General features: G+C 70.2%; 11 protein-coding genes. 6 read left to right on the forward strand and 5 right to left on the reverse strand.

Annotated elements, in window-relative coordinates; genetic code table 11:
• Positions 1-43: 43 nt before the first annotated feature.
• Positions 44-1525, reverse strand: coding sequence for an NUDIX domain-containing protein (locus tag ACH4NX_RS03480; protein WP_398127476.1), 1482 nt, complete (start codon positions 1523-1525; stop codon positions 44-46).
• A gap of 649 nt (positions 1526-2174) precedes the next feature.
• Positions 2175-3968: an AMP-binding protein gene (locus tag ACH4NX_RS03485; protein WP_398127477.1), complete on the reverse strand. Its 1794-nt coding sequence runs from the start codon at positions 3966-3968 to the stop codon at positions 2175-2177.
• A gap of 255 nt (positions 3969-4223) precedes the next feature.
• Between ACH4NX_RS03485 and ACH4NX_RS03490 the strand changes: the two genes are divergently transcribed.
• The 3 genes from ACH4NX_RS03490 to ACH4NX_RS03500 all read left to right on the forward strand — a co-directional run bounded on the left by ACH4NX_RS03490 (position 4224) and on the right by ACH4NX_RS03500 (position 8373).
• Complete coding sequence (locus ACH4NX_RS03490; RefSeq protein ID WP_398127478.1) at positions 4224-5132, forward strand: alpha/beta fold hydrolase; 909 nt, start codon at positions 4224-4226, stop codon at positions 5130-5132.
• A 1-nt stretch (position 5133) separates the two neighbouring features.
• Positions 5134-6393 carry a hypothetical protein gene (locus tag ACH4NX_RS03495; RefSeq protein ID WP_351401164.1) on the forward strand — a complete coding sequence of 420 codons (1260 nt, stop codon included), beginning with the start codon at positions 5134-5136 and terminating at the stop codon, positions 6391-6393.
• Between the two features lie 672 nt (positions 6394-7065).
• On the forward strand, positions 7066-8373 hold the full coding sequence (locus tag ACH4NX_RS03500; protein ID WP_398127479.1) for a phytase: 1308 nt from the start codon (positions 7066-7068) through the stop codon (positions 8371-8373).
• 184 nt (positions 8374-8557) lie between these two features.
• Here ACH4NX_RS03500 and ACH4NX_RS03505 read toward each other — a convergent pair whose 3' ends face one another.
• From ACH4NX_RS03505 to ACH4NX_RS03515, 3 genes are all read right to left on the reverse strand, one after another.
• Positions 8558-9415 carry a MerR family transcriptional regulator gene (locus ACH4NX_RS03505; protein WP_398127480.1) on the reverse strand — a complete coding sequence of 286 codons (858 nt, stop codon included), beginning with the start codon at positions 9413-9415 and terminating at the stop codon, positions 8558-8560.
• Positions 9416-9639: 224 nt separating this feature from the next.
• Complete coding sequence (locus ACH4NX_RS03510) at positions 9640-9786, reverse strand: hypothetical protein (protein WP_351401158.1); 147 nt, start codon at positions 9784-9786, stop codon at positions 9640-9642.
• Positions 9787-10272: 486 nt separating this feature from the next.
• Positions 10273-12297 carry an ABC transporter ATP-binding protein gene (locus tag ACH4NX_RS03515; protein WP_398127481.1) on the reverse strand — a complete coding sequence of 675 codons (2025 nt, stop codon included), beginning with the start codon at positions 12295-12297 and terminating at the stop codon, positions 10273-10275.
• Between the two features lie 155 nt (positions 12298-12452).
• Here ACH4NX_RS03515 and ACH4NX_RS03520 point away from each other — a divergent pair, with 155 nt between their 5' ends.
• From ACH4NX_RS03520 to ACH4NX_RS03530, 3 genes are all read left to right on the forward strand, one after another.
• Positions 12453-13001: an aldo/keto reductase gene (locus ACH4NX_RS03520; RefSeq protein WP_398127482.1), complete on the forward strand. Its 549-nt coding sequence runs from the start codon at positions 12453-12455 to the stop codon at positions 12999-13001.
• A 283-nt stretch (positions 13002-13284) separates the two neighbouring features.
• Positions 13285-14283, forward strand: coding sequence for an aldo/keto reductase family protein (locus ACH4NX_RS03525; RefSeq protein WP_398127483.1), 999 nt, complete (start codon positions 13285-13287; stop codon positions 14281-14283).
• A gap of 699 nt (positions 14284-14982) precedes the next feature.
• Entirely contained in the window at positions 14983-17706 is a 2724-nt protein-coding gene (locus ACH4NX_RS03530; protein ID WP_398127484.1) for a hypothetical protein, read from the forward strand.
• Positions 17707-18028: the final 322 nt, after the last annotated feature.

Here is an 18028-nt window from a genome sequence, read left to right on the forward strand (position 1 = left end):
CCGGAGTGGACGGTGTACGCGGCGCCCACGATGGCGAAGCCGGTCAGCGATCCCACCCCAGTTCGGTGTGGTTCCGTCCCGCCTGGATGCCTTCGATCGCGGTGCGGGTGTAGGGGACGATCGGCTCAGGCAGGTCCGTGGCGCTCCACCACTGCCAGGCCACGCACTTGTCCGGCTCCCGCAGTTCGGGCGTGCCCTCCCAGCGGCGGGCCCGGAAGAAGAGCTGTACTCGCGGCCGCCCGGGACGGTCCACCATGTGCACGGTGTGGAGGAGCTCGAGGTCGGCCGGGTCGATCACCAGCCCGGCCTCCTCGTACGCCTCCCTCACCAGACACGCGGTCGCGGCCTCCGCCTCGCAGTGGCCCGCCAGCACGTGCCAGGAGCCGCCCGCGTACGCCGAGTCCGGGTGCCGCAGACCCAGCAGAACCCGTCCGTCTCGCTCCAGGAAGAGGTGGACGCCGACCACGTGCAGAACCGTCCCGGACGGCACCTTCGCCGACACGCTCCCGGCGGCCCCCGCGGTGGTCGCCGAGGTCGCGTCGGCGGACGCGGGATGCTCGGCGGCGTGCCGCTCCAGCAAGGTCCTGGTGGAGGGCAGCATCGTCATGTACGGGAACTTCTCGGGCCGCACCCAGGCGAGCATCACGCCTTCAGTGAGCGGCAGTCGGTGCGGGTCGCCGCGCCAGCGGCCGGTGAACACCTGGATCGGTACGCGGGTTCCGTCGGTGCCGGTGGCGTACTCGACCGCGTACGGCTCCAGGCCTGCGACGGTCAGACCGGCCTCCTCCCGCAGCTCCCGACGGACCGTGTCGAGCAGGGTGGGGTCCCGAGGCTCCCGGCCGCCGCCGAGGAGCGACCAGCACCCGGGCTCCCAGATCCACGGCTTGTTGGCGTCCCGCAGGTGCAACAAGTAGCGGCCCTGGCCGTCGTGGAGCAGCGCGGACGCGTTCACCGGTTCCGCCAGTCCGTCCAGCCGCGCGTGGCGGACTTTCGCGCGCAGGGCCGGCGACGTGACCTCCGACAGGGAGATCCACCGCGCGCCGGACACCTCCTCGTCCTGCGAGATGGTCGCCGGTGGCTCGACGTCGGCGAGGTAGAACACGTAGCGGAAGTCGTGGTGGTGGGCCGGTTCGCCTCCGGCCGGGTCGGCGGCGATGGCGTGGACGTCGATGTGGATGGGAGAATCGAGCATCTGCCGGGTCAGGCACAGGGCCCCCGGCGGAATTCCGGTCTCCTCCGAGATCTGGCGCAGCGCCGCGGCGAGCGGCGTGCGGTCACCGGGCTCGATGTGGCCGCCGGAGGTGAGCACGAGGCCGGTGGCCCGGTGCCGGATGTGCAGGACCCGGCGCCGGCGGTCGATGACGACGGCGCTGCAGGTGACGTGACCAGGCAGCGCTGTCCGGGCGGTCACGTCGGCGGGCCGGTCCAGCGCGGCGAGCAGCTCGGCAAGGGCGTCGCGCTCGTCAGGATGGCGGCCGAGGTACGCCTGGACGGTTCTCCGGATCGAGGAGGAGCTGGGAGGCATGCGTCGTCTCGCCTTCGCCGTAGGGGTGGTGCGGTGGGCCGGCTTGCGGGGGCGCTGGTGGTCCAGCGCGTTGCCTCGTGGTCGGACGGCTCGGTGCCGTGGGGGCCGGGACGCAGGCCGACCGCTGGTGCGAGCCCCCACTGGGCTGCCTGGGTGGCCTGGGTGGCCTGGGCGGTGATCACGCCCTGGCACAGGCCGCCCGCGTGGGCCATGAGTTCGTCATGGGCGCCGTCCTCGACGACGCGGCCTTGGGCCGAGGACGTGGAGGTGGTCGGCGTGCGTTGCTCCTCTGCTCGACGGGTGAATGCCGGTGGTGGCGCCGCCGTTGCCGAAGCCCATGCACGTCGAGAAGCCGTCGGACGCCTCGACGGCATCCGGGACCGTGCAGCCGCCCGCGCCCGCGCCCGCGCCCGCGCCCGCGCCCGCGCCCCGACCACAGCCCACTGCGCCGGCCGCCCCGCCGGCGCGCACCCAGTAGCCGTGCGCTCAGCCCCCGCCGGGCCGGACCAGGGGACCAGACGCGTGAGCACACCGGAACAACTCGGTGACGAAGTCGTGGGTTGCCCGGTCCCGCAGGACGAGAGAGATCCACGGCCGGCCCCGGTCGGCCGCCCGCCGTCCTCGGCAACGGCACCCGGACCCGGCCACGTCAGCCTTCGGTCTCCAGGCGGGTCGCGATGTCGCGGCGCAGCCGTACCTTGTCCGTCTTGCCCACGGCGGTCAAGGGGAGTGCCGGCACCTCGACGAGCCGTTCGGGCAGCTTGAACCGGGCCAGTCCGCCGTCCTCCAGATACCCGCGGAGCTCTGGCAGGGACGGTGCTCCCTCGTCACCGCCCACGACGTACAGGCAGACGACCTCACCCAGTACACGGTGGGGCATCGCGACGGCCGCGGCGGCCCGCACACCGGGGTGCGCCAGTACCAACGCCTCCAGTTCGTCCGCCGGGACCTTCTCTCCCCCGCGGTTGATCACGTCTTTGACACGTCCGGTGACCACGAGATTGCCCGACTCGTGGCGACGGACGAGGTCGCCGGTGCGGTAGAAACCGTCGGGTGTGAACGAGGCCGCCGCCGCACCACCGTGGTACTCCGTGATGATGCCCGGCCCCCTGACCAGGAGTTCGCCCATCTCACCGTCGGCGACGGGCCGGCCCTCGCCGTCGACGACGAGGGTCTCGTCACCGGGCGAGGAGGGGCGTCCCTGCGTGGCGAACGCCACCGCGGGCGGTTCGTCGAGCCGGGTGAAGTTCAGCAGTCCCTCGCTCATGCCGTACACCTGCTGGATTCGGCAGTCGAAAACACGGCTCAGTTGGGCCGCCGTGGACTCGTCCAGGCGGGCCCCGCCGACCTGCAGGACTTGCAGGCTCGACAGGTCAGGACCGCTGGAAGCGGCGCGTGCGAGGAGCCACTGCCGGGCGAGCGCCGGGGTGAGTGCGCAGTGTGTGACGCGTTCTCGTTCGATCAGCGACATGGCGGCGGCCGTATCGTTCGGGTCGGACAGTACGACCTTTCCGCCGCGGGCGAGCGTGCCGAGCACCCCTGGAGAGGAGAAGGCGAAACCGTGGGTCACCGGCAGGACGGCGAGGTACACGGATTCGGGTGTCAGTCCCGAGACCGCTGCCGCACAACGGACCACGTGACCCATCGCCTCATGGGTTCGGGCGATGGCTTTGGGGGCACCCGTGGTGCCGCTCGACAGCAGGAAGAGCGCGGTGTCCGACGGGCGCCGGTCCGAGTGGGCGGGAGCCGGGTCACCGGCCTCGATGAGACGGTCGATGTCCACATGGCCGACGGTCCGGTCGCCGGCACCCGAGACGAGCAAGGTGCGCACCGACGGGTGCCGGTCACGGAGCTTCTCGGCGAGCCGCAGGTGGTCGAAGCGCTGATGGCGGGCAGGCACCGCCAGCGCGGTGGGAGTCAACGCCGTGATCACGGTCTCTAGTTCGTGCGCGCGCAGGGCGGGAAGGGTGAGAACCGGGCGCGCACCGAGCCTGATCAGCGCGAGTGTGAGGATCACGAGTCGGGCCTGGTTGGGCAGTTGTACGAGTACGGTGTCGCCGGGGCGGATGCCCGTGCGCGCCAGCCGGGCGGCGCAGCCGGACACCGCCGCGTCGAGCTCTGCCCTGGTGAAGGTGTGCTCGGCGTCGACCACTGCCACCCGATGCCCCACGTGCACGCGGGTGCTCAGCACGATGTCGTCCAGGAAGTCCGGACGCCACCAGCCACGGTCCCGGTAATCCCCGCAGGCACTCGCACCAGGCCGGCGGTCGCCGACGGCGTCTGCGAGCTGCCGCACGGTGAGATCGTGCTCTGCCCAGAGGTCGACGCGGGTGTCGAAGCGCTCGGCCAGTTCCACCTGGATTTGCGTGAGGTCGACGGAATCGAGCCCGAGGTCCGCACGCAACCGCGCGTCCTGGCGCAGCGGCTTTTCCTCGATTCCCAAGTCACGGAGAATTCTTCGCACTTCTTCGATGCCCGTCAAACCGGGCCTCCTTGCCTGAGGACACATGGCGGGAACGGGCCAATGCGACCGGTATGCCCAGTCCGTCTCGCCGCAAGACCGGCGCATGGCAGCAGTGGGAAGCGCATGCGGCCATGGGGCGCCCGTGAAGTCGGCAACCCACTCCCGCACGCCCTGCACTGGCCGAATTCTCCGTGCGACGCTGTGACATCACACCGGCCGAGCCCCTGGAGTGTGATGAATCCGTTGGACAGCGGGACGCTCGCGGTACCGGGCGCGGAGATCTATTTCGAGGTACGAGGCGGTGAAGGCCCGCTCCTGTTGCTCATCGGGGGAGGGAACTCCGATGCGGCGGTGTTCAAACGCCTGGCCGCCGTCCTGGCGGGGAGCCACCGCGTCGTCACTTATGACCCGCGCGGGAACTCACGGAGCGTGCTCGACGGCCCCCCGGTGGACCAGAGGGTCGAGGAGCACGCCGACGACGCGTACCGCCTGATCGAGCACCTCGCCTGCCCGGACGAGTCCGTGTACGTCTTCGGGAGCTGCTCGGGCGGGCTCATCGCGCTGGAACTCACCGTCCGCCATCCGAACAGAGTCCAGGTGGTCGTCGCCCACGAGCCGCCTGCTCTGAGCATCCTTCCGGACGCCGAACGGCACTTGGCACTTCTCGACGACGTCTGCGAGACGTACCTCCGTGAAGGAATGGCGCCGGCCCTCACCAAGCTGCAGGCTCTCCACGGCGGCCGACCCGCGCCGGCCCTTCCCGAAGTGCACAACAACACCGACTTCTTCCTCACCCACTTCGTCCGGCCGTTCACCCGCTTCGTACCCGACGTCGCCGCGCTGGAGGAAGTGGCGGACAAAGTGGTGTGGGCCGGTGGCATCGCCTCCCGAGGGGACCTTGTGCACCGCCCGACGCTCGTTCTCGCCGGCCGGCTCGGCCGCGACGTGGAACTCTTCCCCGGCGGGCACGTCGGCTACGCGAGGTATCCCGCGGACTTCGCCGAACGGCTCACCGAGGTGATCACCCCCACGACCCCCACGACCCCCACGACCCCCACGACCCCCACGACCCCCGCGACTTCCGCGACCGGAGCGACCGACGCGGCGGGCGCTCGGCGCGGGACCACCGGCGGAGGGCAGTGACGTGCGGATCGTGATGGGGGCGCAGAACTGCGGCTTCGGCCCGGTCTCCGAACTCGTCGCGGTCTCCCGGCCACTCCATGAGCACGAACGGGTGTTCGTCGGGGACGGTGTCGCCGCACTCTTCGCCCGGCGCAACCCCGATGCCTTCGACGCCCTGTATGACACGGGCGGGCTGTCGGAGAACGCCAGGTCCGCGTTGCTCGACGACCTGCTGCGGGGCAGTGATCACGTCGTCTCGGTCATGGACGCCGAGTTGGTGCTCCGGACCGTCGTGGCGCGGCGGCCCGTGACCATGGTGGACAGCCTGTTCAGTTTCTGGCAGCTCACGCGACCGCTGAGCGAGATCCACGACTTGTGCACGGCCCTACCACGTTCCCGCTTCGCGGCCGCCGACCAGCACCTGTCAAACCTGTCACCGCACGAGCGAGTCGTCGCGGCTCACCTGCTCGCCACACACAGTGTCGTTCAGAACTTCCCCGGCGTCACCGAGCGCGCGTCCGAGGTCGCCGCCCTGGGCGAGGGGCCCCACATGCACGTGACCGGCTCGATCGTCGACGTCGAAGGCCTGCGAGACGTCGTGCGCGCCGCCGAACCGGAACACGACCTGTTGATCAACATCGGTGGGTTCAAGAACTTTCTTCTGGACTTCGACGTCAACGACGACTACGTACGCCTGCTCCACCAGTGGATCCCGGACCTGCTGCGTGACTGGCCCCGGTTCCGCCACGTACTCCTGTGCGGCGGGCCGTTCGGCGAGGGCCGGGAACAGACCATCCGGGCCGCGGGCGGCCGGGCCGACTGCCGTCTGCTGAGCCAGCGTGAACTGCTCCAGGCGGCGGCGACCACTGCGGACTACCTGTTGGCTCCCGGGCTCACGGCACTCCACGAATCGATCAGCCTGGGGAGGCTTCCCCTGGCGATCCACGAACAGCACTACGCCCATGTCTTCACCATGCGCGCACTGGAAGGCACGGTGTTCGGACGCTCCGGAGGCCGGTTCACGGATGTGGTTCCGTGTCATCCGCTGCCGGAGGACGACTTCGACGGGACCGCCGCCCTGGTCGAGCTGGCCGGCCGTATCCGGGAGGACCGGGAGCTCTACGCGAAGTACCGGAAGACATTCAACGAACGCATCGAGCAGTACCTCACGCTCACTCCACCGCAACGACAACACGGCGTCGAGGAACTCGGCAAGCTGCTGAACGGCTCCCCGATCCACTCGGTGATGACCGGGATCCTGGGCACGCCGCACCCCGTGTGATGCGGAGAAGATCCAGCGCCGGGGCCGCCCGGCGCCTTCAATCGGCTCCCGCCTGTACCGATCCGGGGGGCTTCGCCGACCACTGACCCCGGCCTACGCGGCGGCCCCGTGCCCGGTCTCCCTCGGATCCCCCATAGGCTGCGTCAGCCCCTCATCCGGCGCCGTACGCCGGCCTGGCTCCATGGCGTCCAGTTCCCAGTGGTGCCGGCACTCCTCGCACCGGACCTCGCCCGGCCCCGGCCCGGCCGGCACTACCTCGCCTTTCGGGCAGTCGCTCCCGTCCCCGCGCCCCGCACACGCCTGCTCCGCCGTGTCCACCATGCTTTCGACCGTGCGCCGGTCCGGGGGCGTGCGGGGAGAGGGCTTACGGGGGCGCACAGACGCTCACCCCCGGCATCCCGCCCCAGGCAGCGCCAACCACCCCACGAGCGCTCCCAGCCGACCGCCCCAGGGCCGCGCCAGTCGGAAGGGTCTTCATGCACTCGGCAGACCGCAGGCACCCACCTCAGTGAGCTGCGTCTCACGGTGCCGACGCACTCGTGCGGCCCGGCGTGAACGGCGTGTGCTGTTCATCTTCAGGACAGCCTTTCGTCCTGCTACTCCTCGGCAACCCTTCACGGGACGACTTCAGGGTGAGCTCACCCTGTTCGCGGCATGAAGGGACCACAGTTCATGGCTCAGTCCGTCCGAGACCGTACCGCCGTCGGCCGCTTCGCACTGCTCGCGGCCCTCGCCGCGCTCGCCATGGTGGCACCTCACGTGGCCGTGGCGACCGGCGACCTGCCCGGTGTGAAGCCGATCGCGGAGACCCCTCCCGAGTACGACGACGAGACCGGCGGCAACGCGGACGCCGACGACCCGGCGATCTGGCGCAACCCGGCGGACCCGGACCGCAGCCTGGTGGTCGCCACTGCCAAGGAGGGCGGTCTGCGCGTCTACGACCTGGACGCCCGCGAAGTGCAATCAGTGGCCGCGCCCGAAGCACCGGGACCGGGCGATGCCCCCGGCCGGTTCAACAACGTCGACCTCGTGCACGGCATGAGGCTCGGCTCGGTCAAGGCCGACCTTGCCGTCACCAGCGACCGTGGCAGTGACCGGTTGCGGATCTACCGCATCGACGGTGGCGACGCCGCCACTCCGCTCACCGACGTCACCTCCCCCTCGGCGCCGACGATCCACTCGTCCTCGCAGGAGGAGACCAACGAACAGCGGACCGCCTACGGACTCGCCACGTGGACCGAGCCGTCCAGCGGCCGCTCGTACGCGGTGGTCAGCCAGCGGGAGCGCACCGCGCTCAGCCTGCTCGAATTGACGGGGGCCGCCGACGGCACGGTCTCCTACCGCAAGGTTCGCACCCTCCAACTGCCCTCCACGTTCAAGCTGCCGAACGGCAGGACCTGGACGCCGTGCGGTGAGCCGGGCGAGATGCCCCAGGTCGAAGGCATGGTCGTCGACCCCCGGAACGGCACGCTGTACGCGGGCCAGGAGGACGTCGGCATCTGGCGCGTGGACGCCGACCTTCGCGGCACTCCTGAACTGATCGACAAGGTCCGTGAGTTCGGAGTGCCCGGCACCTACGACGAGGAGACCGAGGAGTGTGTCCCGGGCGAGGATCCGGGCTACGGCGGCAGGCGCCTGTCGGCCGATGTCGAGGGCCTCACCCTGCTCAACCAGGAAGACGGTGACGGCTACCTGCTCGCCTCCAGCCAGGGCGACGACACCTTCGCGGCATACGATCGCGAACTGGACGACGACAACGAGTACGAAGGTGGCTTCCGGGTGGTCGCCGCCTCCGAGAGCCTCGACGGCACTGAGGAGAGTGACGGCGCCGCCGTCCTCAACGAGCCACTCGGGAGGAAGTACCCGCACGGTCTGCTCGTTGTCCAGGACGGCGACGACAAGCCGGGCGAGACGGACCGGGAGGCCACGAACTTCAAGTTCGTCGACTTGAAGCCGGTGCTCGACGCCCTCGACGACTGACACGGTCTCCCCGTGTGCCGCTGGGCGGCGGTCGGCACGCCGCCCAGTCAGGCACCCGGGCTCTGTTCCCCGAACAGCGGCCCGTCGCCGTCAAGACGCGATCCAGGCGCGGCGCCTGGGCGACGGACGGTGGACTCGGACACGGGGCTGCTCTTGTCGGGCTCGCCCCGAGCGCCGACGCCAGTCAGCAGGTCCGTGGGGTGTCGCCGTCCTGATCGGCCGAGTGAAACAGTTCGAGAACACGTTCCTCGTACCGGACGCGGGCCGGGGAGAAGTCGTACGGCATCTTGCCGATGGCCTCCATCACGCTCATCCTCGCCCCGTCTTCTTCCTCGCCGGCGTGCTCGTTCTCCTGGTCCAGGAGGACGTCGAGGGCCTCGTTCAGGCCGGATCCTTCGATGGCGGCTGCCAGGGCGGTCTCGTGATCGCATCGCTGGGCGGCCAGGTCTTCGATGCGGGGGTCGTCGGGGGACATGGTGTCGTCCAGGGCCGCCTCGGCCTCGGCCAGGCGGTCTTCCTCGGCCCGCAGCTCGGGGTGGGTGGCCAGGACGATGAACCGGTCGGCCTGGACAGCGGCGCCCAGAGGGCCGCAGGCGCACTCAGTGACCAGGAGGGTATCGAGGTCGGCGGAGCGCAGGGCTCCGGGCGGTAGATCGCGCAGGCGGCCGGTGACCAGCGGGGAGAGCAGGCCCAGAGGGCTGCCCACCTCGCGGAGGCGGTGTACGGCGGACCGCTGGGCTTCGACGGCGGCCGCCTTGGAAGCGAGGGACTCCTCCAGGCGGGCCATGGACTGCTCGATGCCGGTGGTGTCCTTGAAGGCGGCCCGGATGTCGTCCAGGGAGATACCCGCATCGGCCATCTTGCGGATCCACAGCAGGCGGATCATGTCGTCGTATCCGTAACGGCGGCGGTCGTCGCTGCCGCGTTCCGGTTCGGCGAGGAGCCCGATGGCGTGGTAGTGGCGGATGGCGCGGGGCGTGGTCCCGGCGAACGCGGCGGCATCGCCGATCTTGACCCGGCGGGGAATCGCAGGAAGGGGCATGCGAGGGAACCTCTCAATGTCGTGCTTGCCGCCTACTGGACCACATGCCGCTACGGCACATGCAAACCCCTCTGCCGTGGAGGCGCGCGCCTGTACTCCCGCACCGTCGGAGTCGTACGGACCGCCGCACGGGTAGAGCGGACCTACCAGATGAGCAGACCTGGGGAACAGCTTGTGGGTGGGGAATTCAGTCAACGAGCGCCATCAGGGCGGAGCGTCCCTGGTCACAGGCGAGCGGCGAACCGGCCGTCGGGCCGTTTCCGAAGCCGGCCGCGGTCGACCGGCCTGACGACCAGCTTCCCGCGCAGCGGCTCCAGTCCGGCCCGCACGCTGATGTCCACCCCCAGCATCTCGCCGACCTGCCGGGCCACGGCCGGTCCGGCGCCCTGCCGTACGGCGGCGAGAACGCGCCGGTAGTCCGACGGCAGGGCCCCCTCTCCACCCGGACGTGCGGTGCGGGATCAGCGTCACCGTCCGGCCGCCCACCTGCCCGGGCGTCGGCGCGGCCGAAGCACGCCCCCCCGACGAGCTGCTCACTCACCCGCTCGAGAACCCGTTCAACGACCGCGAGTTCGTCGCGCTCGGCTCGTACCTGCCTCCGCCAACTGCTCGGCCAGATGCTTTTCGCTTTCCTCCAGCTCCGCTGCGACGAACGGGCGCGGCTTCGAGTCGGAGTGGGTGGGCCAGGTGGAGTGTGCGGGCGGTCGGGATGCCGGTGAGGCCTGCGGGGGTGTCATGGGTGACGGTGACGTGCTGGGCCGGGCGGCCGACTGTTGAGAGCGATTCCGCATCGTGGTGGGCGAAGACCGCGAGGACACTCGGGGGAGAGGTTGCCCTGTCAGGCGTAGCCATGGTCATCAATGGGCTCTCCTGTCCGTGACATCAAAGCTCCGACGGGGCCGCGGCAAGTCACCGCCCGGAGGCGTGGTGAGCCCGTACTGGGCGGCCTGGGCCTGGAACATGGCCTGATAGAGGCCGCCCGGACGGGACATCAGGTACTCGTGGCTGCCGTGCTCGGCGACACGTCCGTGATCGAGGACGTAGATGTGATCGGCGGTGGCGGTCGCGGCGAGCCGGTGGGTGATGAGGACCACCGCGGTGCCGCTGTCGGCGAGGGTGCGCAGGCGCTCGAAGGCCTCGATCTCCGCATGGGGATCGAGGGCGGAGGTGGGTTCGTCCACGAGAAGAACGGGGGCGTCGCGGTAACGGCTTCGGGCGTTGGCCAGCTTCTGCCACTGGCCGCCGGAGAGTTGGACGCCACGGTCGTAGCCCTTGAAGACGATCGAATCCCAGCCATGAGGAAGGTCCTCGATCAGTTTTCGGATGTCGGCGGCCTGGGCGGCCTCCTCGATGCGGGTCATGTCGCGTGGGCGGTCGCCGGCACCGATGGCGATGTTGGTGGCGGCGGTCATCTGCCACTGCGGGTAGTCCTGGGCGAGGAGTCCGACGGAGCGGAAGATGCCCGCCCGGTCGGCCGCGCGTGCCTCGACACGTTCACTGCCGGGGCCCTCCCACCACACGGTGCCGTCGGTGGGCAGGAGGAGGCCGGCGAGGATCTTGGCGAGGGTGGTCTTGCCGGAGCCGTTCGCGCCGACGAGCGCGGTCACATGGCCACGTTGGACCCGCAGGCTCACGTCATGCAGGGAGGGGGAGCCGGCGCCGGGGTAGGTGAAGGAGACCTTGTCGACGGCGACCGCTCGAACGGGCTCGGGCACAGGCACGCCGGTGGCGGGGATGGCGTGTCGGGCGGCGAGTCGGGTGGCTTCCTCGGTGTCGCCCAGGTGGAGCATCTCCTCGTACATGCGGTTGACCTGCTGGACGAGGGAGCGCAGACGGGCGGTCGAGGTCTGGATGGCGACCACGGCGGTGCCACCCACCGCAAGCGGCAGGCCGCCGCCGGTGAGCAGCCACCACAGCACTCCGTAACAGCCCAGCGAGGCCAGGCCGGAGAAGGCTCCGGCGACGAGGTCGGTGTGAGCCTGGGCGCGGGCCAGACGCCGCTGTTCGGTCTCCATCAAGGAAGACATCTCCGCGTAACCACGCAGCAGAAGCGAGCCGGCCGAGTGCGCGCGGATCTCGCCGGCCGCATGGGGGAGTGTCAGGTACTGCAGGAGCGTGGCGACCGCTCGCCGATGGTCGACCCAGTGGCGGCGCGAGACGTACTCGCGCCGGGCGGAGCGCACCGCGCCCCATCCCTTGGGCAACGCGATAGCCAGCAGCATCGGCAGCAACGCCCAGTGCAGTGAGGCCAGTACGACGGCCGAGGCCACCATGCTGATCAGCACGCCCGCCACGCTCACCGACAACCCCAGCATGCGCCGCGCCGAGTCCGTACCGAACTTGCCCGCCTCCAGGATCCGCTGGACCTCCGGCTGCTCGGTGGCCGCCACCTCCACACCGGTGACGGCCCGGTAGTAGTCCGTGGCGACGGCGCGCTCGACCTGCGGCTCCAACCGCCCGGACATCGCCGTCGTCCACGCGGCCAGCACCGCCGTCCCCACCGACACCAACGCCAGCACGACCAGGGCGGGAAGCGACTGGCGCAGCTTGTCCGCGGTCGGGCCCTCCGCGAACAGCTCGGTGAGCACCCGGTTGACCGCCACCAACCCCCACGCCGCCGTCACACCCTGCCCGACCTGCGAGACCACCAGCCCCGACAGGGCACGGCGGTCCACACCCCACCCGGCCCGCAGCACCACCGCGACCATACGAGGCAACGCCGAGGCCATCTGCCCGAACGTCATGCGCGTCAGCGCGCCCTCGTGGTGGACGAAGGCCTGGTTGTAGCGCAGGCGCCCGCCGAACAGTTCCTGCTCGGCCGCCGACACGCCACCGGCGTGGGGCGGCGGCTTGCCGGGAGTGCCGTCGTGCGGTGGGGACATCGTGCTCCTCCGGTCGAAGTGGGCCAACTGCCGCACAGCAGCCTCGCGGCAGAGCGGCAGAGTGGGGAGGGGGAAGAAGGGGGCGCGCGGACGCGAGCACCGAGGGCAGCCGTGCCGCGCGGTGCGCCGGGAGCTCATGCTGGGGACAGCACACCGTGTCGCTGACGCGGGCCGGTCCGAGGAAGGCGTCGGCCGGGCGATCAAGCACGCCGGGACCACGTGGTGCCGGCCACCGAGTTCCACAACCCGATGGACGCGACCCCGATCAGCGGGGCGACTCGCGGCGCTGGGCCCCCCGGGCCGCCGAGGACTCGCTGCGCCGACCGGGCACCGATCGCATCGACCTGGTACAGGTCGATCGGCCCTCGCCCGACACGGACATCGAGGAGCCTCCGGGCGCACTGACGGGCCCGGTCCGACAGGACAGAGTCCGGTACCTCGGCTCCTCCCCTTTCCCCGGCGGCCAGATCGCCGAGGCCCGGTGCGCCCCGGCCGGCGCCTGGAGCGATTCGAGTGCGAGCAGACGCCGTACTCCACGCTGGTGCGCCGTATCGAGGCCGACGTCCTGCCACCGCGGCCCGATACGGCTGGACGTGATCACCTACGGCCCGCCCGGCGACGGCCGGCTCTCCGGCCCCCGGCACCAGGACGCCGGCCTGCCCACGCCGGCCTGCCCACCCCTTCCCCGGTCCGACAGCGACTGACCGACCGGGTCCACATGTCCCCGCGGGTCAACCAGCGCAAGCGTCAGGTGTCCGAGGCCTCGCCCCTCTGGCTGAGGACACGACAACGGGGACGACGTCGATCGACACGGTGATCGCCTTCGTCGCCAACCGTTCCGCGGTCACCTCGGCGCTCATCGGCCCGCGCACGCGGGAGCACCTCCGGTCGCAGTCGTCCGCCGACGACGTGATCCTGACTGCGCAGCCCTCCGCCACTGACCCGCTGCTCATCCCCACAGAAAAGCAACCGACGCAAGGAGCGACCATGCGCTACCGCACACTCGGCAACTCGGACCTGCGGGTCTCGGAGATCTCCCTGGGCTCCTGGCTCACCTACTCCGGCGGCGTCGAGGCCGACAGGACCCGGACCTGCACCGAGGCGGCGTTCGACGCGGGCATCAACTTCTTCGACACCGCCAACGTCTACGGACAAGGCGCCGCGGAGACCGCCTGGGGCGAGATCCTCTCCACCCACCCCCGTGACTCCTACGTCCTGGCCACCAAGGTGTGGGGGCCGATGTCGGACGACCCGGCCGACCGGGGCCTGTCCCCGGAGCAGATCGCCAAGCAGATCGACGCCTCCCTCACCCGTCTCAGGACGGACCACGTCGACCTGTACCAGGCGCACCGCTTCGACCCCGCCGTACCGATCGAGGACACCATCGAGGCGTTCCAGAAGGTTGTCGAACAGGGCAAGGCCCGCTACCTCGGCTTCAGCGAATGGACCCCCGAACAGATCCAGGCCGGCATCGACATCGCCGGACCCGACCTGTTCGTCTCCTCCCAGCCGCAGTACTCCATGCTGTGGCAGGCTCCCGAGGCCGAGGTCTTCGGCCTTTGCGCCGCCAACGGCATCTCCCAGATCGTCTGGTCCCCGCTCGCCCAGGGCGTCCTCACCGGCAAGTACAAGCCCGGGCAGCCCGTTCCCGAGGACAGCCGCTTCGCCTCCGCCGACATGGCGGTCTCCCAGGACCTCGTCTACAGCGACGCCACCCTCGAAGCGGTCCAGCGTCTCGCCCCGATCGCCGAACAGGCCGCGCTGAGCATGCCCGTCCTGGCCCTCGCCTGGGTCCTGCGCCGCAGCGAAGTCGCCTCCGCCATCACCGGCGCCTCCCGACCCGAACAGGTGCACAGCAACGCCGCCGCCTCCGGTGTGGAACTGCCCGACGACCTGCTGAGTGCCGTCGACCGGGCGCTCGGCGACGCTCCCGTCACCGAACCGACCCTCGCCCCCGCCGCCCAGGCCGGTGTCAAGCATCGCTGACCACCACCACTCCAGCCACCCATCCACCCGACCAGCATCAAACGGCACCGTCCATGAGTGCGCGGGCCCCATGGGTCATCCCCCCTCCCCGGCCCGGCCCGGCCGACAAAGTGGCTGACCATGAATGTCGCCGTCCTCCACGGCTGACGGGTACGGCGTGGGAGCGGCCGTCCGGTGGGCCGTGCGCGTGCTCACAGGCCCGTACGGATCCACGTGGTCTGTTGTCGGCATCGGCGGTCTCATCAGCCCTCTGCTGGGTCACCCTGGCCGACTCCGCCTCCCTGCGGACAGCTCTCACCGGTGAGGCCGAGGGCGACGCTCCCTGTACGCCCGGCAGCGCATGCAGGGCGGCACCACCGCGGGAACCGAGTGGCGTGGTGGCGGCCGAGCCATCCACCCTGGCCGCCACCACCCGGCAGCGGATGGACGCCTCCGGTGGTGAAGGCCCTTCGCGGAGGCCCGGAACGAGGCGCTTGAGCAAGGGGCCCGTTGCGGCTTCGGAAGCTTCGACCGCCTCTGTGACGACGCAGCCGGAGCCGGCCGTCGCCACACGTGCCCCTTGCACTTTCTGCTGAAAATCGCGTATCGGGTGTGAAGGACGCGGGTAGCCTGCCAGGCATGCCAGAAGCGGGGTCGTCTTTCGCCGGTGTGGCCGAACTGTTGTGCATGATCAAGGAATTGACTCATCGACGTCGGTTCTTGGCCAAGACATCGGACGACGAGGTCCGGGGCGAACGCCCACTGCCGTTGGTCTGTCTCGTCCGGGACCGAGGCCCGAACGATTTCCTCGCCACGCTCCACGAACGGCTGGAGGCATCCGACCACCAGGCTTCCGTACCCCACGCCTATATCGACACCCAGTCGGTGAACGAGACGGTGACGGACCGCTGGGAGGACGTCCAGGACCGTTCGCTCCCACTGATCCCGCTCCTGGACGAGCTGAGAACGAAGCTCGCCGGCGATCGCTTCGGCCCCGGGCGTCCCTTCCGCTTCGACTACTACCGGCTGACCGACTGGCTGACGGGCCAGCGTCTGTCACCGGCACCGGAACGTCGCGAACGGCAACTGGCCGATCTGTTGCGCCGGTGGAGTGGCCGGGAGCACCGGTCGGACCCCGCTGCTCTCACTACAGCCACTGCCGCCACCCCCTCCCCTCTCAGTCTCATCGGATCCACGCTCTACGTGCTCGTGGAGGCCGGCCGTCGTCTGGGTCTGCGCTGGCTGGGGCGGCGCAATCCCGGCCTGGGCAGGGAGGCACGCTGGTTCATGCGCCGGCAGCCCTTCATGGTGCCCCGTCACTCCACCAGCTTCCGCGGATTCGCGGAGAGGCTCACGGAACGCGGCCGTGAATCGGAGAACCCGGAGCAGATCAAGAAGTTGCTGGTGCACGCGTTCCTCGAAGACCTGCGCCGGACGTACCGCCGTCGGCGCTGGACCGTCCTTCCCAAACGCTCCGGGTGGCGCCGTACGGCGTACACGATCGTTCTTCTCGACAACGTCAGCGAGAGCAACGGTGGTTGGCAGCTGCTCCGGCTCATCAGCGAGGTCCGCAACGAGACCGGAGAACTCGATCCCCTCCTCGTCGTCGCCGCGACCGACGAACGCCCGGAGGCGCTGGAGGCAGGGCACGCCGGCACGCTCCGTGACCCCCAGGATGCCCCGGAGGCGCTGAGGACGTGGCTGGACGACCTGCCCAGGCAACGACAGCGACTGGCGGAGAACGCCCGCTACCTGTGGATCGCCCTGCCGCCTGCGCGCGACGACCGGACCGGCCGTCACGAGGCCTGGGAGAGAGCAGGCGACCTCCGCCCTCCCTCGCCTCCCTTACTGTCCCGCCGAGGTGTCGGCGAGACCCTGCTGGTGTTCGTGATGGTCCTGGTACTGCTCCCCGTGACCCGCAACGTGATCGACTCGTGGGGCGCCGACTGTGTCTACTTCCGCGACGGCTTCCACGCCGGTGTCTCGGTCAGGACCGTGGAGCTCGGTCCGCATGACCGCCAGTGCGTCGGTTACAGCGACGACGCCGTACAGGTCTTCGGCACCAACGCACGACTGCGCAGGGCGCAGCAGGCGATCTACGCGCAGAACGAGACGGCGAAGAAGCTGCACGGCGGGCAGCCCGGACGCCCCTACCTCAGCGTCGTGCACTTCGTGGGCCTGACCCACCGCGAGGCCGCCCCCGACACCGATCACGCCGCCGCCGAGGAACTCGAAGGGCTCCTCCTGCGCCAGCGGTCACAGAACGTGAAATCGAAGACCCTGCCGTTGCTGCGCGTCATCGTGGCGAACGGAGGAGACGGAATGCGCAGGGCACCCGAGGTGGTGCGCGACATGCTCCGGCCCTTGTTCGACAAGGACCCCTCGGTGGTGGCCGTGGTCGGTTTGGACCGCACGGTCAAGGAGACCGAGCAGGCGATCAAGGAGATCGGCCTGGCCGGTGTTCCGACCGTCGGCACCACTCTGACCGGTTCGGGGCTGGGGGAGCGGTCGCCCCTGTACTTCCAGATGGTTCCGGACAACACCCAGCAGGCTCAGCTGGTCGCCGAATACGCGGAGTATCTCGACGCTCGGCAGGTGACCCTGTACCACCCCGGCGCCATGGACAGTTACCTCGCGACTCTGGTCGATGCGGCCGACACCGAACTGGAGAAGGTGGCAGTTCCCGTGGCGGAGACGACTTGGCAGGAGTCAGCCGGTGAAGTGGCCTCCCTGTGCACGGACGGCGTCGACCGAAGCGATGAGATCGTCTACTACATAGGGCGGGAGGACGACTTCGGAGACTTCCTCCGATCCGCGACCAGCGGTTGCACCAGTCAGCGAAAGCTTCCCCTCATCGTGGCCGCCGACGCGGTCTCCCGGTTCGTCGCACAGACAGAGAACCGGCAGCACAGCTCGCTGGCGAACCGCTCCATGTCGTACGTCGGCATGGGCAGCCTCGTCACCCTGGCAGGGGCGTCCTGCGCCAAGGACGGGCGCCCCGCGGCTCTGCTGGGAGCGGGAACGCCCTTGGACGAGTTCTGCTCAGGCTACGAGAAGCTGCGAACGGAACTCGCGAAGACGCTCCCCGACGAGGAGTCACCGCAGACGCCGTGGCCTGCGGAGCGCACCGGCACGGCGTATGACGTGGCGGGGCTGCTCGTCAGCGTCACTTCCACACTGCACCAGCAACTGGGCACCCCGTTGGCCAAGGGAGTGGCGCCCCACCGGGCGGCGATCGCGCAAAAGCTCAGGGAGACCACCTTCCAGGGCGCGACCGGAGAGATCGATTTCCGAGCCTCCCGCATCGGCAACGAGCGCAACCTCGCGATCCTGCGGCTCGCCGACATCCACGACATGAACGCGGCACCGACCTGCTCGTACATGAAGGGCGACTTGTTCGACGCCCAGCAACGGCGCGATCCGGAGACCGGTTGCCCCGGGTAGGCGCGCCCCGGCCCACGTGACGCGTGCGCCCTGTCCTGTGCGAAGGCTGCCGGACCAGGGCCTTCGGCGACCTGGACAAGGCCGGGGCCGGTACGGAACCGGCCGTGCGGAGGGTGGGGGAGCCGGCCAATTCACCCGCGAGGGTCTCGCGCCGCCCGCGGACAGCGCGCGAGGCGTCAGTGCGCGTGGGCGATCGTGCTCGTCGCGTCGCGGCGCGTGAAGGGCTGCGGGCGTTCGACATGTGACGTCCCGACCATGTGCTCGGGCATCGAGGCACGTCGAGTATGGCGGGAAGAGTCCTGCCCACGCGCACATGAGGTGC

This window comes from Streptomyces sp. NPDC017225, from assembly GCF_044331465.1.
Classification (GTDB): Bacteria; Actinomycetota; Actinomycetes; order Streptomycetales; family Streptomycetaceae; genus Streptomyces.